At 71.7% G+C, this 16,970-nt stretch carries 16 protein-coding genes; 13 read left to right on the top strand and 3 right to left on the bottom strand.

The window, feature by feature from the left end; all coding sequences use genetic code 11:
• The first annotated feature begins 69 nt into the window (after window positions 1-69).
• The 4 genes from ABZ478_RS30590 (at window position 70) to ABZ478_RS30575 (ending at window position 2,728) form a co-directional block, all read left to right on the top strand.
• On the top strand, window positions 70-702 hold the full coding sequence (locus tag ABZ478_RS30590) for an AIM24 family protein (RefSeq protein ID WP_358936075.1): 633 nt from the start codon (window positions 70-72) through the stop codon (window positions 700-702).
• Between the two features lies 1 nt (window position 703).
• Entirely contained in the window at window positions 704-1,354 is a 651-nt protein-coding gene (locus ABZ478_RS30585) for an AIM24 family protein (protein ID WP_359554228.1), read from the top strand.
• Window positions 1,351-2,157, top strand: a complete 807-nt coding sequence (locus ABZ478_RS30580) for an AIM24 family protein (RefSeq protein WP_359554226.1) — start codon at window positions 1,351-1,353, stop codon at window positions 2,155-2,157. Before ABZ478_RS30585 ends, ABZ478_RS30580 begins: the two co-directional genes overlap by 4 nt.
• A gap of 94 nt (window positions 2,158-2,251) precedes the next feature.
• The gene (locus tag ABZ478_RS30575) at window positions 2,252-2,728 is read left to right on the top strand and encodes a MarR family transcriptional regulator (protein WP_359554223.1); all 477 of its coding nucleotides are present in this window, start codon (window positions 2,252-2,254) and stop codon (window positions 2,726-2,728) included.
• Window positions 2,729-2,794: 66 nt separating this feature from the next.
• On the opposite strand, the gene meaB is transcribed toward ABZ478_RS30575, so the two are convergent.
• Together meaB and ABZ478_RS30565 are read right to left on the bottom strand one after the other, a co-directional pair.
• Complete coding sequence (gene meaB / locus ABZ478_RS30570; protein ID WP_359554220.1) at window positions 2,795-3,751, bottom strand: methylmalonyl Co-A mutase-associated GTPase MeaB; 957 nt, start codon at window positions 3,749-3,751, stop codon at window positions 2,795-2,797.
• A gap of 38 nt (window positions 3,752-3,789) precedes the next feature.
• Window positions 3,790-4,998 carry an acetyl-CoA C-acetyltransferase gene (locus ABZ478_RS30565; RefSeq protein WP_359554217.1) on the bottom strand — a complete coding sequence of 403 codons (1,209 nt, stop codon included), beginning with the start codon at window positions 4,996-4,998 and terminating at the stop codon, window positions 3,790-3,792.
• Window positions 4,999-5,147: 149 nt separating this feature from the next.
• Between ABZ478_RS30565 and mce the strand changes: the two genes are divergently transcribed.
• From mce to ABZ478_RS30525, 8 genes are all read left to right on the top strand, one after another.
• Window positions 5,148-5,588: a methylmalonyl-CoA epimerase gene (gene mce / locus ABZ478_RS30560; protein ID WP_199212042.1), complete on the top strand. Its 441-nt coding sequence runs from the start codon at window positions 5,148-5,150 to the stop codon at window positions 5,586-5,588.
• A gap of 206 nt (window positions 5,589-5,794) precedes the next feature.
• Window positions 5,795-9,676, top strand: coding sequence for a polarized growth protein Scy (gene scy / locus ABZ478_RS30555; RefSeq protein ID WP_359554214.1), 3,882 nt, complete (start codon window positions 5,795-5,797; stop codon window positions 9,674-9,676).
• A gap of 183 nt (window positions 9,677-9,859) precedes the next feature.
• A complete protein-coding gene (locus ABZ478_RS30550; RefSeq protein WP_359554212.1) occupies window positions 9,860-10,795 on the top strand; it encodes a cellulose-binding protein in 936 nt (311 codons plus the stop codon).
• Between the two features lie 143 nt (window positions 10,796-10,938).
• A complete protein-coding gene (locus tag ABZ478_RS30545) occupies window positions 10,939-11,202 on the top strand; it encodes a DUF3253 domain-containing protein (protein ID WP_359554209.1) in 264 nt (87 codons plus the stop codon).
• Between the two features lie 72 nt (window positions 11,203-11,274).
• Window positions 11,275-12,231 carry an ATP-binding cassette domain-containing protein gene (locus ABZ478_RS30540; protein ID WP_359554207.1) on the top strand — a complete coding sequence of 319 codons (957 nt, stop codon included), beginning with the start codon at window positions 11,275-11,277 and terminating at the stop codon, window positions 12,229-12,231.
• A 2-nt stretch (window positions 12,232-12,233) separates the two neighbouring features.
• Window positions 12,234-13,007, top strand: coding sequence for an ABC transporter permease (locus ABZ478_RS30535; protein WP_359554204.1), 774 nt, complete (start codon window positions 12,234-12,236; stop codon window positions 13,005-13,007).
• A 132-nt stretch (window positions 13,008-13,139) separates the two neighbouring features.
• On the top strand, window positions 13,140-14,432 hold the full coding sequence (locus ABZ478_RS30530) for an ABC transporter ATP-binding protein (protein ID WP_359554201.1): 1,293 nt from the start codon (window positions 13,140-13,142) through the stop codon (window positions 14,430-14,432).
• Window positions 14,429-15,301: an ABC transporter permease subunit gene (locus tag ABZ478_RS30525; protein ID WP_358935991.1), complete on the top strand. Its 873-nt coding sequence runs from the start codon at window positions 14,429-14,431 to the stop codon at window positions 15,299-15,301. The genes ABZ478_RS30530 and ABZ478_RS30525 overlap by 4 nt, the downstream gene beginning before the upstream one ends.
• Window positions 15,302-15,310: 9 nt before the next feature.
• Here the strand turns inward: ABZ478_RS30525 and ABZ478_RS30520 are convergent, their stop codons facing one another.
• Complete coding sequence (locus tag ABZ478_RS30520) at window positions 15,311-15,643, bottom strand: ATP/GTP-binding protein (RefSeq protein ID WP_359554198.1); 333 nt, start codon at window positions 15,641-15,643, stop codon at window positions 15,311-15,313.
• Between the two features lie 221 nt (window positions 15,644-15,864).
• Here ABZ478_RS30520 and ABZ478_RS30515 point away from each other — a divergent pair, with 221 nt between their 5' ends.
• Window positions 15,865-16,893: an LLM class flavin-dependent oxidoreductase gene (locus ABZ478_RS30515; RefSeq protein ID WP_359554195.1), complete on the top strand. Its 1,029-nt coding sequence runs from the start codon at window positions 15,865-15,867 to the stop codon at window positions 16,891-16,893.
• Window positions 16,894-16,970 lie beyond the last annotated feature (77 nt).

Here is a 16,970-nt window from a genome sequence, read left to right as displayed (position 1 = left end):
TCAGGGTCGTTCTCCACCCACGGGCCCTGTTCCCTCCACCCGGCTCGCCGCTACTTTCCCTCCGTGGCGATGTTCCGACTTCAAGGAAGCAAGGTGCTCGCCGTCGACATGACCGGGGACGCCGTCAAGGCGAAGAACGGCTCGATGGTCGCGTACGACGGGCAGATGACCTTCAAGAAGCTGAGCGGCGGCGGGGAAGGGCTGCGCGGGATGGTGACCCGCCGGCTCACCGGCGAGCAGATGACGGTGATGGAGGTGAGGGGGCAGGGGACCTGCTGGTTCGCGGACCGGGCCTCGGAGATCAACCTGGTCGGCCTGCGGGGGGACAAGCTCTACGTCGAGTCGAGCAACCTGCTCGCGACCGACGCGGGGCTGCGCACGGGCACGACGTTCACCGGGCTGCGCGGCGCCTCGCAGGGCAACGGGCTGTTCACGACGACCGTCGAGGGCCACGGCCAGGCGGCCATCATGTCGGACGGCCCGGCGGTGGTGCTCCGGGTCAGCCCGCAGTACCCGCTGATCGTCGACCCGGGCGCGTACATCGCCCACCAGGGCGATGTACGGCAGACCTTCCAGTCCGGTGTGACGTTCCGCACCCTCTTCGGGGAGGGCGGCGGCGAGGCCTTCCAGATCCGCTTCGAGGGCGACGGGCTGGTGTACGTCCAGCCGAGTGAACGCAACACGATCGCGGGGGACCTGTGAGATGAGCTTCCGGGAGATCAACACCAAGATGGTCGAGGCGACCGTGCTGCCCGGGCAGCGGCTGTTCAGCCAGCGCGGGGCGATGCTCGCCTACCGGGGGGAGGTGTCCTTCACCCCCAACGTCCAGGGCGGCCAGGGCGGGCTGATGTCCATGATCGGGCGCCGGGTGGCCGGCGAGGCGACCCCGCTGATGTCCGTCGAGGGCAGCGGCACGGTCTTCTTCGGGCACGGCGGCCACCACGTCCACGTCATCGGCCTCACCGGGGACACCCTCTACGTCGAGGCCGACCGGCTGCTCGCCTTCGAGGGCACGCTCCGGCAGGGCACGATGTTCATGGGTTCCCAGGGCGGGGTGATGGGCCTGGTGCGCGGCCAGGTCACCGGGCAGGGCCTGTTCACCACCACCCTCCAGGGCCAGGGCTCGGTGGCCGTGATGGCGCACGGCGGCGTCTTCGAGATCCCGATCACCCCGCAGCGCCCGGTGCACGTGGATCCGCAGGCCTACGTCGCCCACCACGGCGACGTGCGCAACAAGCTGTCCACCGCGCTCGGCTGGCGGGACATGGTGGGCCGCGGCTCCGGGGAGGCGTTCCAGCTGGAGCTGAGCGGCAGCGGCACGGTGTACGTCCAGGCCTCGGAGGAGAAGCTGTGAGCGCGTACGGAACCCCCGGCGGCCCAGTAGTGCACGACCCGGTGACCCTGCCCGCCGACGACAACGTGAACAAGTACACGTTCTGCGTCGAGCTCAAGGGCGGGGAGTGGTTCCTGCAGAAGGGGAAGATGATCGCCTACTACGGGGCGATCGAGTTCAACGGCATAGGACACGGCCGACTCGACCGACTTGTCCGTACGTCGTTCCATTCGCCACTGCACGCGAGCGACTGGGTCGTGGCGGCCGGCTCCGGGAAGATGCTGCTGGCCGACCGGGCCTTCGACGTCAACTCCTATGACCTGGACGACGGGAACTTGACCATTCGCGCGGGCAATCTGCTCGCTTTTCAGCCAAGTCTCGCGCTCAAGCAGTCGATCGTGCCAGGTTTTCTGACACTCATCGGAACCGGAAAGTTCGTGGCCGCATCTAACGGTCCGGTGGTGTTCCTGGAACCCCCGATCCGGGTGGACCCCCAGGCGCTGGTCGGGTGGGCCGACTGCCCGTCACCGTGTCATCACTACGACCACGGGTATCTGACGGGTGTCATGGGCGGTCTACGTGCGATGACGGGCCTGGGCGGGGCTTCCGGCGAGGAGCACCAGTTCGAGTTCGTGGGCGCCGGGACGGTCCTGCTGCAGTCGAGTGAGACGCTTATGGCGGAGCAGGCGACAGGGGTGGTTCCGCCCGAACCGGGGGTTCCCGGCGGTGGCGGAGCGGCACCGATTGGACACGGTCCGCAATCGTCGGGCACACCGCGCCTTCCCGGACAGCTCGGGGACCTCCAACGTCGCTTCGGGCTGTGAGCGGTAGTCTGCGGAGTGTGACGGCTCGAACGCGTGCGCACCGTCACACCATCCGAAGTAGTTCGTCATTCAACTTCTTAGGTAGACTTCATTCATGGAGACCGAGACGGCCACGCGCTGGCTGACCGATGCGGAGCAGTGCGCCTGGCGCACCCACCTGGAGGTCAACAGGCTGTTGACGTACCAGCTCGAAAAAGATCTGCAGCCGTTCGGCCTGACGATGAACGACTACGAGATTCTTGTGAATCTGTCCGAGTCGGACGACGTGCGGATGCGCATGAGCGACCTGGCGTCCGCCACGCTGCAGTCGAAGAGCCGGCTCTCGCACCAGATCACGCGGATGGAGAACGCGAACCTGGTCCGGCGCGAGAACTGCGAGTCCGACCGGCGGGGGCTGTACGCCGTGCTGACGGAGCACGGCATGGAGACGATGCGGAAGGTCGCGCCGCATCACGTCTCGTCGGTGCGCAGGCACTTCATAGACCTGCTGTCGCCCGATGCGCTGACCGAGCTGGACAAGGCGCTCAAGCCGATCGCCGAGCACCTGAGGGGGCAGCGGGGGCGCCCCTGACCGCGGTGGTCCCCGGGGCGCGGCCCGCGGCCGCACCCCGGGGACCACAGCCCGGACGCCCGGCGGTCAGCTCTCCGTCAGGCCCGCCACCAGTTCGTCGGCCGCGCGGTAGGGGTCGAGGCCGCCCGCCACGATGCGCTCGGCGAGGGCGCTGAGCCGGCGGTCGCCGTGGAGGTCCCCGATCCGCTCGCGCAGGGCCGTGACCGCGATGGTCTCCACCTCGCGGGCCGCGCGGGCCCTGCGGCGCTCGGCCAGGACGCCGTGCTCCTCCATCCAGGCCCGGTGCTTCTCCAGGGCCTCCACCACCTCGTCGACGCCCTCGGCGCGGGCCGCGACCGTCTTGACGATGGGCGGGCGCCAGTCACCGGGACCGCGGGCCTCGCCCAGGCCCAGCATGTGGTTCAGTTCGCGGGCCGTGGCGTCGGCGCCGTCGCGGTCGGCCTTGTTGACGACGTAGACGTCGCCGATCTCGAGGATTCCGGCCTTCGCCGCCTGGATGCCGTCGCCCATGCCCGGGGCCAGCAGCACCACCGACGTGTCCGCCTGGGAGGCGATCTCCACCTCGGACTGGCCGACGCCGACCGTCTCCACCAGGATCACGTCGCAGCCCGCCGCGTCCAGCACGCGGATCGCCTGGGGCGCCGCCCAGGCCAGACCGCCCAGATGACCCCGGGTGGCCATCGAGCGGATGTAGACACCGGGGTCGGAGGCATGGTCCGACATGCGGACACGGTCACCCAGAAGGGCGCCCCCGGAGAACGGTGACGACGGGTCGACGGCCAGGACGCCGACCCGCCTGCCCTGCTTGCGGTACGCCGTGACGAGGGCGGAGGTGGAGGTCGACTTGCCGACGCCGGGCGAGCCGGTCAGGCCCACCACGTAGGCGTTGCCGGTCAGCGGCGCGAGCGCCGCCATGACCTCCCTGAGTTGCGGGGACGCCCCCTCCACCAAGGAGATCAGCCGGGCCACGGCCCGCGGCCGGCCTTCCCTGGCCTGGGCCACCAGAGAGGAGACGTCCTGCATCAAACAGCTCCGTTCACTTCACCGACTCGACTTCGGACTCAGGCCTTCGGTACCCGCACGATCAGGGCGTCACCCTGACCGCCGCCACCGCACAGCGCGGCCGCGCCGACCCCGCCGCCCCGGCGCTTGAGCTCCAGCGCCAAGTGCAGCACGAGCCGGGCGCCGGACATGCCGATCGGGTGACCCAGCGCGATGGCGCCGCCGTTGACGTTCACCTTTTCCGTGGAAACGCCCAGGTCCTTCATTGACTGGACCGCGACCGCCGCGAAGGCCTCGTTGATCTCGACGAGGTCGAGGTCGGAGACCTCCAGGCCCTCCTTCTTGAGGGCGTGCTGGATGGCGTTGGACGGCTGGGACTGCAGGGAGTTGTCCGGGCCGGCCACATTGCCGTGCGCGCCGATCTCGGCGAGCCACTCCAGGCCCAGTTCCTGCGCCTTGGCCTTGCTCATCACGACCACGGCCGCGGCGCCGTCCGAGATCTGCGAGGAGGACCCGGCGGTGATCGTGCCGTCCTTGGCGAAGGCGGCCCGCAGCTTGCCCAGCGACTCCGCGGTGGTGTCGCCGCGGATGCCCTCGTCCTTGCTGAAGAGGACCGGCTCGCCCTTGCGCTGCGGGATCTCGACCGGGGTGATCTCGGCCTCGAAGATGCCGTTCTTCTGCGCGGCGGCGGCCCGCTGGTGCGACAGGGCGGCGATCTCGTCCTGCTCGGGGCGCTTGATGCCGAGGCGCGTGTTGTGCTTCTCCGTCGACTCGCCCATGGCGACGTTCTCGAAGGAGTCGGTCAGGCCGTCGTGGGCCATGGCGTCGAGCACCTCGACGGCACCGTACTTGTAGCCCTCACGGGACTTCGGCAGCAGGTGCGGGGCGTTGGTCATGGACTCCTGGCCGCCGGCCACCACGATGTCGAACTCACCCGCGCGGATCAGCTGGTCGGCCAGCGCGATCGCGTCCAGGCCCGAGAGGCACACCTTGTTGATGGTGAGCGCGGGAACGTTCATGGGAATGCCGGCCTTGACGGCGGCCTGGCGGGCCGGGATCTGCCCCGCGCCGGCCTGCAGCACCTGACCCATGATCACGTACTGCACCTGGTCGCCGCCGATCCCCGCACGGTCGAGGGCGGCCTTGATCGCGAAGCCGCCGAGGTCGGCTCCCGAGAAGGACTTCAGCGAGCCCAGCAGCCGCCCCATGGGCGTGCGCGCGCCCGCGACGATCACCGAGCTGGTCGTACCGGGTGTTCCAGAAGACATGAGCTGCGATCCCCTTACCGGCCTGCACAGCCGAGGAGTGAACGAGGGTTTACTTCGAATGTACTGAGCGGCACTCCGTGCCGTCATCGGCCCGTCGGTGTGATCGCGCGCACGTTGCGTAACCACGGCGGTGGCGCTGCACTGAATCCATGCTGACGCGAATCGACCACATCGGGATCGCCTGCCACGACCTCGACGCCACTGTCGAGTTCTACCGGGCCACGTACGGCTTCGAGGTGTTCCACACCGAGGTCAACGAAGAACAGGGCGTGCGCGAGGCCATGCTCAAGATCAACGAGACGTCCGACGGCGGCGCCTCCTACCTTCAGCTGCTCGAACCCACCCGCGAGGACTCCGCGGTCGGCAAGTGGCTGGCGAAGAACGGCGAGGGCGTCCACCACATCGCCTTCGGCACGGCGGACGTCGACGCGGACGCCGACTCCATCAGGGGCAAGGGCGTACGCGTTCTGTACGACGAGCCACGACGCGGCTCCATGGGGTCGCGGATCACCTTCCTGCACCCGAAGGATTGCCACGGTGTCCTGACAGAACTGGTCACTTCGGCCCCAGTTGAGTCACCTGAGCACTGACCCTCGTACATATGGGCCGGTAGGGTTGGGGGCGGTCGTCCTCACAACCGGGACGACCGCATGCCGGGGTCCGGGTTTCGGGGGACGAGCGTCGGGGCAGCAGCCCGTGCTCCGCCGTTGATCTGACACCATTCCCCGGGGGCCCCGTCCGGCGGATGGACGGTGCTCGTTGGAGAAGCTCACCAGGGGACGGATGGGACCGCGCAGTGCGGGGCTACGAGAGCCAGGAGCGAGAGCCGGCGGCTGACGTCGACCACCTCTCTCGGTTCGAGGCCGAGATGAAGCGGCTGAGGACCGAGCGGGAAAAGGCGATCCAGCACGCCGAGGACCTCGGCTACCAGGTCGAGGTGCTGCGCGCCAAGCTGCACGAGGCGCGCCGCACCCTGATGACCCGGCCCGCCTATGACGGCGGTGACATCGGCTATCAGGCCGAGCAGTTGCTCCGCAATGCCCAGATGCAGGCCGACCAGCTGCGCCAGGACGCCGAGCGGGAGCTGAGCCAGGCCCGCGCGCAGACCCAGCGCATCCTTCAGGAGCACGCCGAGCAGGCCGCCCGGCTCCAGACCGAGCTGCACCAGGAGGCGGTCACCCGTCGGCAGCAGCTCGACCAGGAGCTGGCCGAACGGCGGCAGACCGTCGAGTCGCACGTCAACGAGAACGTGGCGTGGGCGGAGCAGCTGCGCGCCCGCACCGAGTCGCAGGCCCGCCGGCTGCTGGACGAGTCCCGCGCCGAGGCCGAGCAGGCCATGGCCGCCGCCCGCGCGGAGGCCGAGCGGCTGACCCGGGAGGCCCGCGAGCGGCTGCAGAGCGACGCGGAGGCCGCGCGCGCCGAGGCCGACCAGATCCTGCGCCGTGCCCGCACCGATGCCGAACGGCTGCTGAACGCCGCCTCCACGCAGGCGCAGGAGGCCACCGACCACGCCGAGCAGCTGCGCACCTCCACCGCCAGCGAGTCGGACGCCGCCCGCCGGCAGTCCACCGAGCTGAGCCGGGCCGCCGAGCAGCGCATGGCGGAGGCCGAGGAGGCGCTACGCAAGGCGCAGTCCGAGGCGGAGAAGCTGGTCACCGAGGCCAAGGAGGCGGCCGCCAAGGCGCTGGCCGGCGCCGAGGCCGCCAACGAGACCCGTACCCGTACCGCCAAGGAGCAGGTCGCCCGGCTGGTCGAGGAGGCCACCAAGGAGGCCGAGAACACCAAGTCCGAGGCCGAGCAGCTGGTCGCGGACGCACGTGCCGAGGCCGAGAAGATCGTCGCCGAGGCCGGCGAGAAGGCACGCAGCGTCACCGCCGAGGAGACGGCGACCCAGCTGTCGAAGGCGGCCCGGACCGCCGAGGACGTCCTCGACAAGGCGTCGGAGGACGCCAGGAAGACCATCAAGGCCGCGGCCGAGGAGGCCGAGCGGGTCCGCCGGGAGGCCGAGGCCGAGGCGGACCGGCTGCGCTCCGAGGCGCACGACATCGCCGAGCAGCTCAAGGGCGCGGCGAAGGACGACACCAAGGAGTACCGCGCCAAGACGGTCGAGCTGCAGGAGGAGGCGCGCCGGCTGCGCGGCGAGGCCGAGCAGCTCCGCGCCGACGCGGTCGCGGAGGGCGAGTCCATCCGCGCCGAGGCCCGCCGGGAGGCCGTGGCGCAGATCGAGGAGGCGGCCAAGTCCGCCGAGGAGCTGCTCGCCAAGGCCAAGGCGGACGCCGACGAACTGCGTCAGAAGGCCACCTCGGACAGCGAGAAGGTGCGCACCGAGGCCATCGAGCGGGCCACCACGCTGCGCCGGCAGGCCGAGGAGACCCTGGAGCGCACCCGCAAGGAGGCGGAGCGGCACCGCGCGGAGGTCGTCGAGCAGTCCGACGCGCTCAAGGCGGACGCCGAACGCGCCGCGCGCGAACTGCGCGAGGAGACCGAGCGGGCGGTCGAGGCGCGGCGCGCCGAGGCCGCCGAGGAGCTGACCCGGCTGCAGACCGAGGCCCAGGATCGGCTGGCGTCGGCCGAACAGGCCCTGGGCGAGGCCCGGGAGGAGGCCGCCCGGATCCGCCGGGAGGCCGCCGAGGAGGGCGAGCGGCTGCGCGCCGAGGCCGCCGAGCGGATCCGTACGCTCCAGCAGCAGGCCGAGGCCGAGGCCGAACGGCTGCGCACCGAGGCCGCGTCGGACGCGTCCGCCTCGCGCGCCGAGGGCGAGGCCGTCGCCGTACGGCTGCGCACGGAGGCCGCGACCGAGGCCGAGCGGCTGAAGGTGGAGGCCCAGGACACCGCCGACCGGGTCCGCGCGGAGGCGCAGGCCGCCGCCGAGCGGCTCGGCACCGAGGCGTCCGAGACGCTGGCCGCCGCCCAGGAGGAGGCGGCCCGGCGCCGCCGGGAGGCCGAGGAACTGCTCGGTGCCGCGCGGTCCGAGGCCGACCAGGAGCGCGAGCGGGCCCGCGAGCAGAGCGAGGAACTGCTGGCCTCGGCCCGCAAGCGGGTGGAGGACGCGCAGACCGAGGCGACCCGGCTGGTCGAGGAGGCCGACCGGCGCGCCACCGAGATGGTGTCCGCCGCCGAGCAGCACGCCCAGCAGGTGCGGGACTCCGTCGCCGGGCTGCACGAGCAGGCGCAGGCGGAGATCACCGGGCTGCGCTCGGCCGCCGAGCACGCGGCCGACCGTACGAAGCGGGAGGCCGAGGAGGAGGCGGACCGGGTCCGCTCCGACGCCTACGCCGAGCGGGAGCGGGCCGGCGAGGACGCCTCGCGGCTGCGGCGCGAGGCGAACGAGGAGGCGGAGGCCGCCAAGGCGCTCGCCGAGCGCACGGTCGCGGAGGCGATCGCGGAGTCCGACCGGCTGCGCGCGGACTCGTCCGCGCACGCCCAGCGGGTGCGCACCGAGGCGTCGGACGCGCTCGCCGAGGCCGACCAGGCCGCCGCCCGCACCCGGGCGGACGCCCGGGAGGACGCCAACCGCATCCGTTCGGACGCGGCGGCCCAGGTGGACACGCTCATCACCGAGGCCACCGCCGAGGCGGAGCGGCTGCAGACCGAGACGGCCGCCGAGGCCGAGCGGGTGCGCGCCGAGGCGGTCACGGAGGCGGACCGGGTCCGGGCCGAGGCCGTCGCGAACGCCGAGCAGCTCGTCGGTGACGCCACCGGCGAGGCCGAACGGCTGCGCGCCGAGGCCGCCGAGACGGTCGGCTCGGCGCAGGCGCACGCGGAGCGGCTGCGTGCCGAGGCCGAGCGGCTGCGGACGGACGCGCACGCCGAGGCCGAGCGGCTGACCGGAGCCGCGCGCGAGGAGGCCGAGCGCACCCTGGACGAGGCGCGCAAGGAGGCCAACAAGCGGCGTTCTGAGGCGGCCGAGCAGGTCGACACGCTCATCACGGAGACCACGGCCGAGGCCGACAAGCTGCTCACCGAGGCCCAGCAGCAGGCGCAGAAGACCACGGCGGACGCGGAGTCGCAGGCCGACACGATGGTGGGCGCGGCCCGCAGCGAGGCCGACCGGATCGTGTCCGAGGCGACCGTCGAGGGCAACTCCCGGGTGGAGAAGGCCCGCACGGACGCGGACGAGCTGCTGGTCGGTGCCCGCCGGGACGCGACCGCGATCCGCGAGCGCGCGGAGGAGCTGCGCGAACGCATCACCACGGAGATCGAGGAGCTGCACGAGCGGGCCCGCCGGGAGGCCGCCGAGACGATGAAGTCGACCGGCGACCGCTGCGACGCGCTGATCAAGGCGGCCGAGGAGCAGCTCGCCGAGGCGCAGGCGAAGGCCAAGGAGCTGGTGTCGGAGGCCAGCTCCGAGGCCGGCAAGGTCCGCATCGCCGCCGTCAAGAAGGCGGAGGGACTGCTCAAGGAGGCCGAGCAGAAGAAGGCCTCGCTGGTCCGGGAGGCCGAGCAGCTCAAGGCCGAGGCGGTCGAGGAAGCCCGGCGCACGGTCGAGGAGGGCAAGCGGGAGCTGGAGCTGCTGGTGCGCCGCCGCGAGGACATCAACACCGAGATCTCCCGGGTCCAGGACGTCCTCGAGGCACTGGAGTCCTTCGAGGCCCCGGGGGCCGGCAAGGACAACGGGGTCAAGGCGGGTGCGACGGTCGGTTCCCCCCGATCGGGTGGCAAGTCGTCGGAGGGCTAGCAAACGGGAAGGCTTGAGGTGTCTTCTGGGTGCTTTGCCCAGGTCTTTGGCAAGCCGTCCCGTGATCAGCCACCCGAAAGAGGTGTCATTCTCCAGATCAAACACGTATCCGCTCGATGACACACCGCTTCGGCGCCTAGGATTCCACCTATCACCTCACCGGTCTCATTCGACAGGAACCCCATGAGCGACACTTCCCCCTACGGCTTCGAGCTTGTGCGGCGTGGGTACGACCGCGCTCAGGTGGACGAACGCATCTCCAAGCTCGTCTCCGACCGTGACAGCGCCCTCTCCCGCATCACCGCGCTGGAGAAGCGCATCGAGGAGCTGCACCTCGAGACGCAGAACGCGCAGGCCCAGGTCACCGATGCCGAGCCGTCGTACGCGGGTCTCGGGGCGCGGGTCGAGAAGATCCTGCGTCTGGCCGAGGAAGAGGCCAAGGACCTGCGCGATGAGGCCCGGCGCGCGGCCGAGCAGCACCGCGAGCTGGCCGAGTCGGCGGCCCAGCAGGTCCGCAACGACGCCGAGTCCTTCGCCGCCGAGCGCAAGGCCAAGGCCGAGGACGAGGGCGTCCGGATCGTCGAGAAGGCCAAGGGCGAGGCCTCACAGCTCCGTACCGACGCGCAGAAGGACGCGCAGTCCAAGCGCGAGGAGGCGGACGCCCTCTTCGAGGAGACCCGTGCCAAGGCCGCGCAGGCCGCCGCCGACTTCGAGACGAACCTCGCCAAGCGCCGCGAGCAGTCCGAGCGCGACCTGGCGTCGCGTCAGCAGAAGGCGGAGAAGCGTCTCGCGGAGATCGAGCACCGCGCCGAGCAGCTCCGTCTGGAGGCGGAGAAGCTGCGCACCGACGCCGAGCGCCGCGCCCGCCAGACGGTGGAGACGGCCCAGCGCCAGGCCGAGGACATCGTGGCCGACGCCAACGCCAAGGCCGACCGGATCCGTTCGGAGTCCGAGCGCGAGCTCGCGGCCCTCACCAACCGCCGCGACTCCATCAACGCCCAGCTCACGAACGTCCGCGAGATGCTCGCCACGCTGACCGGTGCCGCGGTGGCCGCCGCCGGTTCGCCGGCCGAGGACGAGTCGGTCTCCCGGGGTGTCCCGGCGCAGCAGACCCGCTAGTCGAGCGACCCGGTGAGGGGCGGTGGGACTTGTCCCGCCGCCCCTTTCCGTGTGCGCGTAGCCTGGCGGAGGAGTGCGGGGCCGGGGCGGACCGGAACCGGGTGCCGGCCGTCCGGCCCGGGCACACGGAAGGGGTCCACCGCATGTCCGACACCGACCGGTCCCTGGAGGACGCCGTCCTCGAACTGCTGGACCGCAGAGCGCCGGGCGCCTCGGTCTGTCCGTCGGACGTGGCCCGCGCGGTCCACCGTTCGGACGACGACGGCTGGCGGGAGCTGATGGAACCCGTCCGCCGGGCCGCGGCCCGGCTCGCGGCCCGGGGACAGGTGGAGATCACCCAGCGCGGCACTCCTGTCGATCCCGCGCGGGCCCGCGGGCCCATCCGGATCCGCCGGCCCTCCCGCTGACCGGCCGCACGGCCGTGGGCCGGGCCGGCCGCCCGAGTGGCAGGGCCCCGGGCCCCGTCCTAGCGTGGCCGCATGATCGAGCTCGAGGGGCTGACCAAGCGGTACGGCGAGAAGGTGGCGGTGGATCACCTCACCTTCACCGTGCGCCCGGGCATCGTGACGGGTTTTCTGGGGCCCAACGGCGCCGGGAAGTCGACGACCATGCGGATGATCCTCGGACTCGACCGGCCCACCGCCGGTGACGTGCGCATCGACGGCCGGCACTACGAACAGCTCAAGGATCCGCTCACCTCGATCGGTGCGCTGCTCGACGCCAAGGCGGTGCACGGCGGCCGCAGCGCCCACAACCACCTGCTCTGTCTGGCGCAGAGCAACGGCATCCCCGCGCGCCGGGTGGCCGAGGTGCTCGACGCCGTCGGGCTCACCGCCGTGGCGCGGAAGAAGGCCAAGGGGTTCTCGTACGGCATGGGCCAGCGGCTGGGCATCGCGGGCGCACTGCTCGGCGACCCGCGGATCCTGATGTTCGACGAGCCGGTCAACGGGCTCGACCCCGAGGGCATCCACTGGATCCGGAACCTGATGAAGTCGCTGGCCACCCAGGGGCGGACGGTGTTCGTCTCCAGCCATCTGATGAGCGAGATGGCGCTGACCGCCGAGCATCTGGTGGTCATCGGGCAGGGGCGGCTGCTCGCCGACACCTCCATGGCCGACTTCATCCGGCAGCACTCCCGGGCCTACGTGCGCATCCGCACGCCACAGCGCGAGCGGCTCCTCGACGTGCTGCACGAGGGCGGTGTCACCGTCGTCGAGGCGGGCGGCGGCACGCTGGAGGTGGAGGGCGGCAAGGCCGAGCGGATCGGGGAGCTGGCCGCCCGGAACGGGATCGTGCTGCACGAGCTGAGCCCGCAGCAGGCCTCGCTGGAGGAGGCGTTCATGCGGCTGACGGCCGAGTCGGTGGAGTACCACGCGCACGCCGAACCCGTCGCCCGGGTCCCGCAGGACTGGGGCGCCGGCTGGAAGGGAGCCTGAGCATGGCCGCCGCACAGGTGATCCGGTCCGAGTGGACCAAGATCCGGTCCGTCTCGTCCACGGTGTGGACACTCTCGCTGGCCGTACTGGTCACGCTGGCCCTCGGGATGCTCATCTCCGCGCTGACGCGCAGCCAGTTCGACAACATGCCGGTGCGCGAGCGGCTCTCCTTCGACGCCACCGTGGTCAGCTTCGCGGGCATGACCCTCGGCCAGCTCGCCATGATCGTGTTCGGGGTGCTCGTCGTCTCCAACGAGTACAGCACCGGCATGATCCGGGTGTCGCTGGCCGCCGTGCCGCAGCGGGGCACCTTCCTGTTCGGCAAGATCGCCGTGGCCACCGCGCTCGCGCTGGTGGTCGGCATGGCCACCAGCTTCGCCGCGTTCTTCCTCGGGCAGGCGATGCTGGGCTCCCTGCGCACCCACCTCGGCGACCCCGGTGTGCTGCGCGCGGTGATCGGCGGCGGCCTCTACATGACCCTGATCGCGATGTTCTCCATGGGCGTCGCCACGATGCTGCGCTCTCCGCTGCTCTCGCTCGGCATCCTCATGCCGTTCTTCTTCCTGGTCTCCAACATCCTCGGCAACGTGGACGCCACCAGGAAGGTCGGCCGCTTCCTGCCCGACCAGGCCGGCAGCCGGATCATGCAGGTGGTGCCGCGGATCGGCGACGACACGCCCTACGGGCCCTGGGGCGGGCTCGGGATCATGGCGCTGTGGGTGGCCGCGGCGCTCGCGGGCGGGTACGCCCTGCTGAAGCGGCGGGACGCCCAGTGAGTCGCTTTGATGACGATGAGTGATGCCCTGGCTTTACTTTTCCTTGGCCGGAACCGTCAGCGCCCGGATATCCTCCTAACCCTTACGGGGGCGTGTGCCCCGCTGTCCTGAACCTTTCGATGGGTGCGGAGCATGATCGAGGCTGTCGGCCTGACCAAGCGCTACGGCGACAAGACCGCCGTGTACAACCTTTCCTTCCAGGTGCGACCGGGAGCGGTGACCGGCTTCCTCGGGCCCAACGGCTCGGGCAAGTCCACCACCATGCGGATGATCCTCGGGCTGGACAATCCGACGTCCGGCACGGTGACCATCGGCGGCTACCCCTACCGCAGGCTGCCCAACGCCCCCCGCCAGGTCGGCGCCCTGCTCGACGCCAAGGCGGTGCACGGCGGCCGGTCCGCCCGCAGCCATCTGCTCAGCCTCGCCCAGCTCTCCGGCATCCCGGCCCGCAGGGTGGACGAGGTGCTCGGGGTCGTCGGCCTCCAGGAAGTGGCGAAGAAGCGGTCCAAGGGCTTCTCGCTGGGCATGGGCCAGCGGCTCGGCATCGCCGCCGCCCTGCTCGGCGATCCCCAGGTGCTGCTCTTCGACGAGCCGGTCAACGGCCTCGACCCCGAGGGCATCCTCTGGGTGCGCAACCTGATGAAGGCGCTGGCCGCCGAGGGCCGTACCGTCTTCGTCTCCTCGCACCTGATGAGCGAGATGGCGCTGACCGCCGACCACCTCATCGTCATCGGGCGCGGCCAGCTCCTCGCGGACATGAGCGTGACGGAGTTCATCTCCGCCAACTCCGCCGACTTCGCCCGCGTCCGCACCCCCGACACCGAGCCGCAGCTCCGCGAGAAGCTGTCCTCCGCGCTCACCGAGGCGGGCGGCCATGTGCTGCCGGAGCAGGACGGCGCGCTGCGCGTAACCGGGCTGCCGCTGCCCCGCATCAGCGACCTCGCGCACGAGGCGGACGTACGGCTGTGGGAACTGTCGCCGCACCAGGCCTCGCTGGAGGAGGCGTACATGCGGATGACACAGGGCGCCGTCGACTACCGCTCCACCATCGACCAGAAGGCGGGGCTGCAGCAGCCGCTGCCGCCCGGCGCCCAGCCGCCCGTGCCGGTTCCCGGTCAGGGCCAGCCCGGCTGGTACGCCCCGCCGCCGCCGCAGGCGGGCGGCCACCCGTTCGCGATGCAGGCGCCCCCGGGGCCGTACGGCGGTGCGCCCTCGGGCGCCTACGGGGCACCCGGCGCGGGCGCACCCAACCCGTACGCCGCCCCCGCCGCGCAGGCGCCCCAGACCCCGCCGGTCCCGCAGCCGCAGCCGCAGCCGCAGCCGCAGCCGCCGGTGGCCGCTCCCCCGGCCCCGGCCGCCGAACCGTCCCAGTCCGCACCCGCGGCCCCGGCCGCCGACCCGACCCAGCCCGAGGACGCCCGATGAGCACCCACCAGCCCCCGATGCCGCAGGCCCCCGCCGCGCCCGAATGGCAGGCGGCACCCGGCGGGAACCACCCCGGCTACAGCTCGCCGATCCCCGTCGTGCGCACCCACCTCGGGCACGCGCTGGCCTCCGAATGGACGAAGATCAAGTCGGTGCGCTCGACGATGTGGACGCTCGGCGTCTTCGTCGTGCTAGTGGTCGGCATCGGCCTGCTGGCCGGTGTGGCGGTCCGGGGCTCCGGCGACCTGGGCGGCCAGAGCCCGCTGACCCTCGGCTTCTTTGGCCTGCTGATCGGCATGATGTGCATCATCACGCTCGGCGTGCTGACCACGGCGTCCGAGTACGGCACGGGCATGATCCGTACGACGATGACCGCGTGCCCGAGCCGGGGCCGGGTGCTGGCGGCCAAGGCGATCGTGTTCTTCGTGCTCGCCTTCGTGGTGACGCTGGCGGTGGTGTCCTTCGTGGCGATGCTCCAGGCGTCCATGCTGGACGGCCAGGGCGCGAAGAGCCCGTCCACCGGGGAATGGCTGAAGGCGACGTTCGGCATCAGCCTCTACATCGCGCTGCTCGGGCTGCTGTCGCTGCTCGTCGGCTCGATGATCCGGCACTCGGCGGGCGCCATCACCATCATGATCGGCGCGGTGCTCGTCCCGCTGGTGATGGCGCTGTTCATGAACGCGTCGTCGCTGGAGAAGGTGCAGACGGCGCTGCTGGAGTACTCGATCCCGAGCCAGATGGGCGTGTTCTACGACAACACCCTGAGCCACTCCGGCCCGTCGGGCTGGGACCCGCTGTGGATCATGCTGGGCGTGACCGCCGCCGCCTACGCGGGCGCCTACGCGCTGCTGCAGAGCCGGGACGTCTGAGTCCCGGGGTCAGAACCTCGGCGCGTTACGGGACCGCTGCACCCTCGTGGTGCGGCGGTCCTTCGCGTTCCAGCACGCCTTGTGCCAGTGGCGGCGGTCGTCCACGCCCGCGTGCTCGGGCCAGGCCACCACGTGCGGGACGGCGGAGGGGATGAGCTGGTCGCAGCCCGGGCAGCGGTAGGTCTTGCCCTCGGCGCTCGCCCCCGCGACATGGCGCACGCTCCACTCCTCGCCCCGCCAGCTCTCCGAGGACTGCCATCCGCCGTACCGGCCGGCCTGATCGTCCTCGGCGATCCGGCCGGACGATCCGGCTGCCTTCGGTCGGTTGCGACGCGGGGACACGGGACACCTCTCGGAGCTATACAGGAAGCACGGGCCGCGTCCAGCGTACGCGGCGCCGGTACGGGTACGCGTAGCGCTCCGAACCGCACAAGTGCCCCCGCCAAGGGGCGCATTCTGCAGACAATCCGCAAATCTCCCCGCCAGGCCGTGTCCTCGGCACGTGTCAGACGGTTATGCCGGGTGGGGGAGCTCCGGTCGGAGCCAAGGAAGCAGGAAGAGCGATGCGCGTAGGAAGCTTTGTGCTGGCGGCCCAGTTCCCGGGCCAGGGTCCCGGGGAGGCACTGCACCGTGCGGTCCGCTCGGCGGAGGTCGCCGAGCAGGCCGGACTCGACACAGTGTGGCTGGCCGAGCACCACTTCGTGCCGTACGGCACATGTCCCTCCGCGGTCACCCTGGCCGCCATGCTGCTCGGGCGCACCGAGCGCGTCCGGGTCGGCACCGCGGTCAGCGTGCTGCCCACCGCGCACCCGGTCGCCCTCGGCGAACAGGCCGCGCTGCTGCACCTGACGAGCGGCGGGCGGTTCACGCTGGGCGTGGGACGCGGCGGGCCGTGGGTGGACCTGGAGGTGTTCGGCGCGAGTCTGGAGGCGTACGAGCGAGGGTTCCCGGAATCACTCGATCTGCTGGTGCGCTGGCTGCGCGAACCGTCCGTCGCGGCTTCGGGTGAACGCTTCTCCTTCCGGGAGGTGCCCGTCGTGCCCCGCCCCTCGGACGGGCTGACGGAGACCCCCGGCCCGGAGGTCGTCGTCGCCTGCACCTCACCGGCCACGGTGCGGCTGGCGGCCGAACGCGGACTGCCGATGCTGCTCGGGATGCACATCGGCGACGAGGAAAAGGCCGAGATGGTCGCCCTGTGGCGGCGGTCCGCGCGGGCCGCGGGCCGGCCGCCCGAGGAGATCGCGGGCGCGGCCCATGTCTCGGCGGGCGTCTGCCAGCTCGCGGACCGGCGCACGGACGCGGTGGAGACCCTGCTGAAGGCGATGCCGGGCTGGCTGAAACAGGGCCTTGAGGCCCATGTGACGGTGGACGGCCGGACACGTTCGATGCGCGACCCGCTCGCCTACACCGAACTGCTCTGCGGGCTGCACCCGGTGGGCACCCCGCGGCTGGCCGCCGACCGGCTCGCGGCCACCTCGGAGCGCACCGGGATCTCCCGTTTCGCCCTGCTCGTCGAGGGTTCGGGTGATCTCGCGGCGACGGAGGAGAACGTGCGGCGAATGGGCGCCGAGGTGCTGCCCCAGCTTCGCTGACGGGCCGCCGGGTCCCTGGCGCCCCGGGGTGCTTGCCGCCCCAGTACGTATGCACCTCCCCCGGGTGGAGCGGCAAG

Source organism: Streptomyces sp. NPDC005706 (assembly GCF_040631045.1).
Classification (GTDB): domain Bacteria; phylum Actinomycetota; class Actinomycetes; order Streptomycetales; family Streptomycetaceae; genus Streptomyces.
The sequence above is the reverse complement of the archived record's forward strand: the minus strand, read 5'-3'. Positions and strand labels throughout refer to the sequence as shown.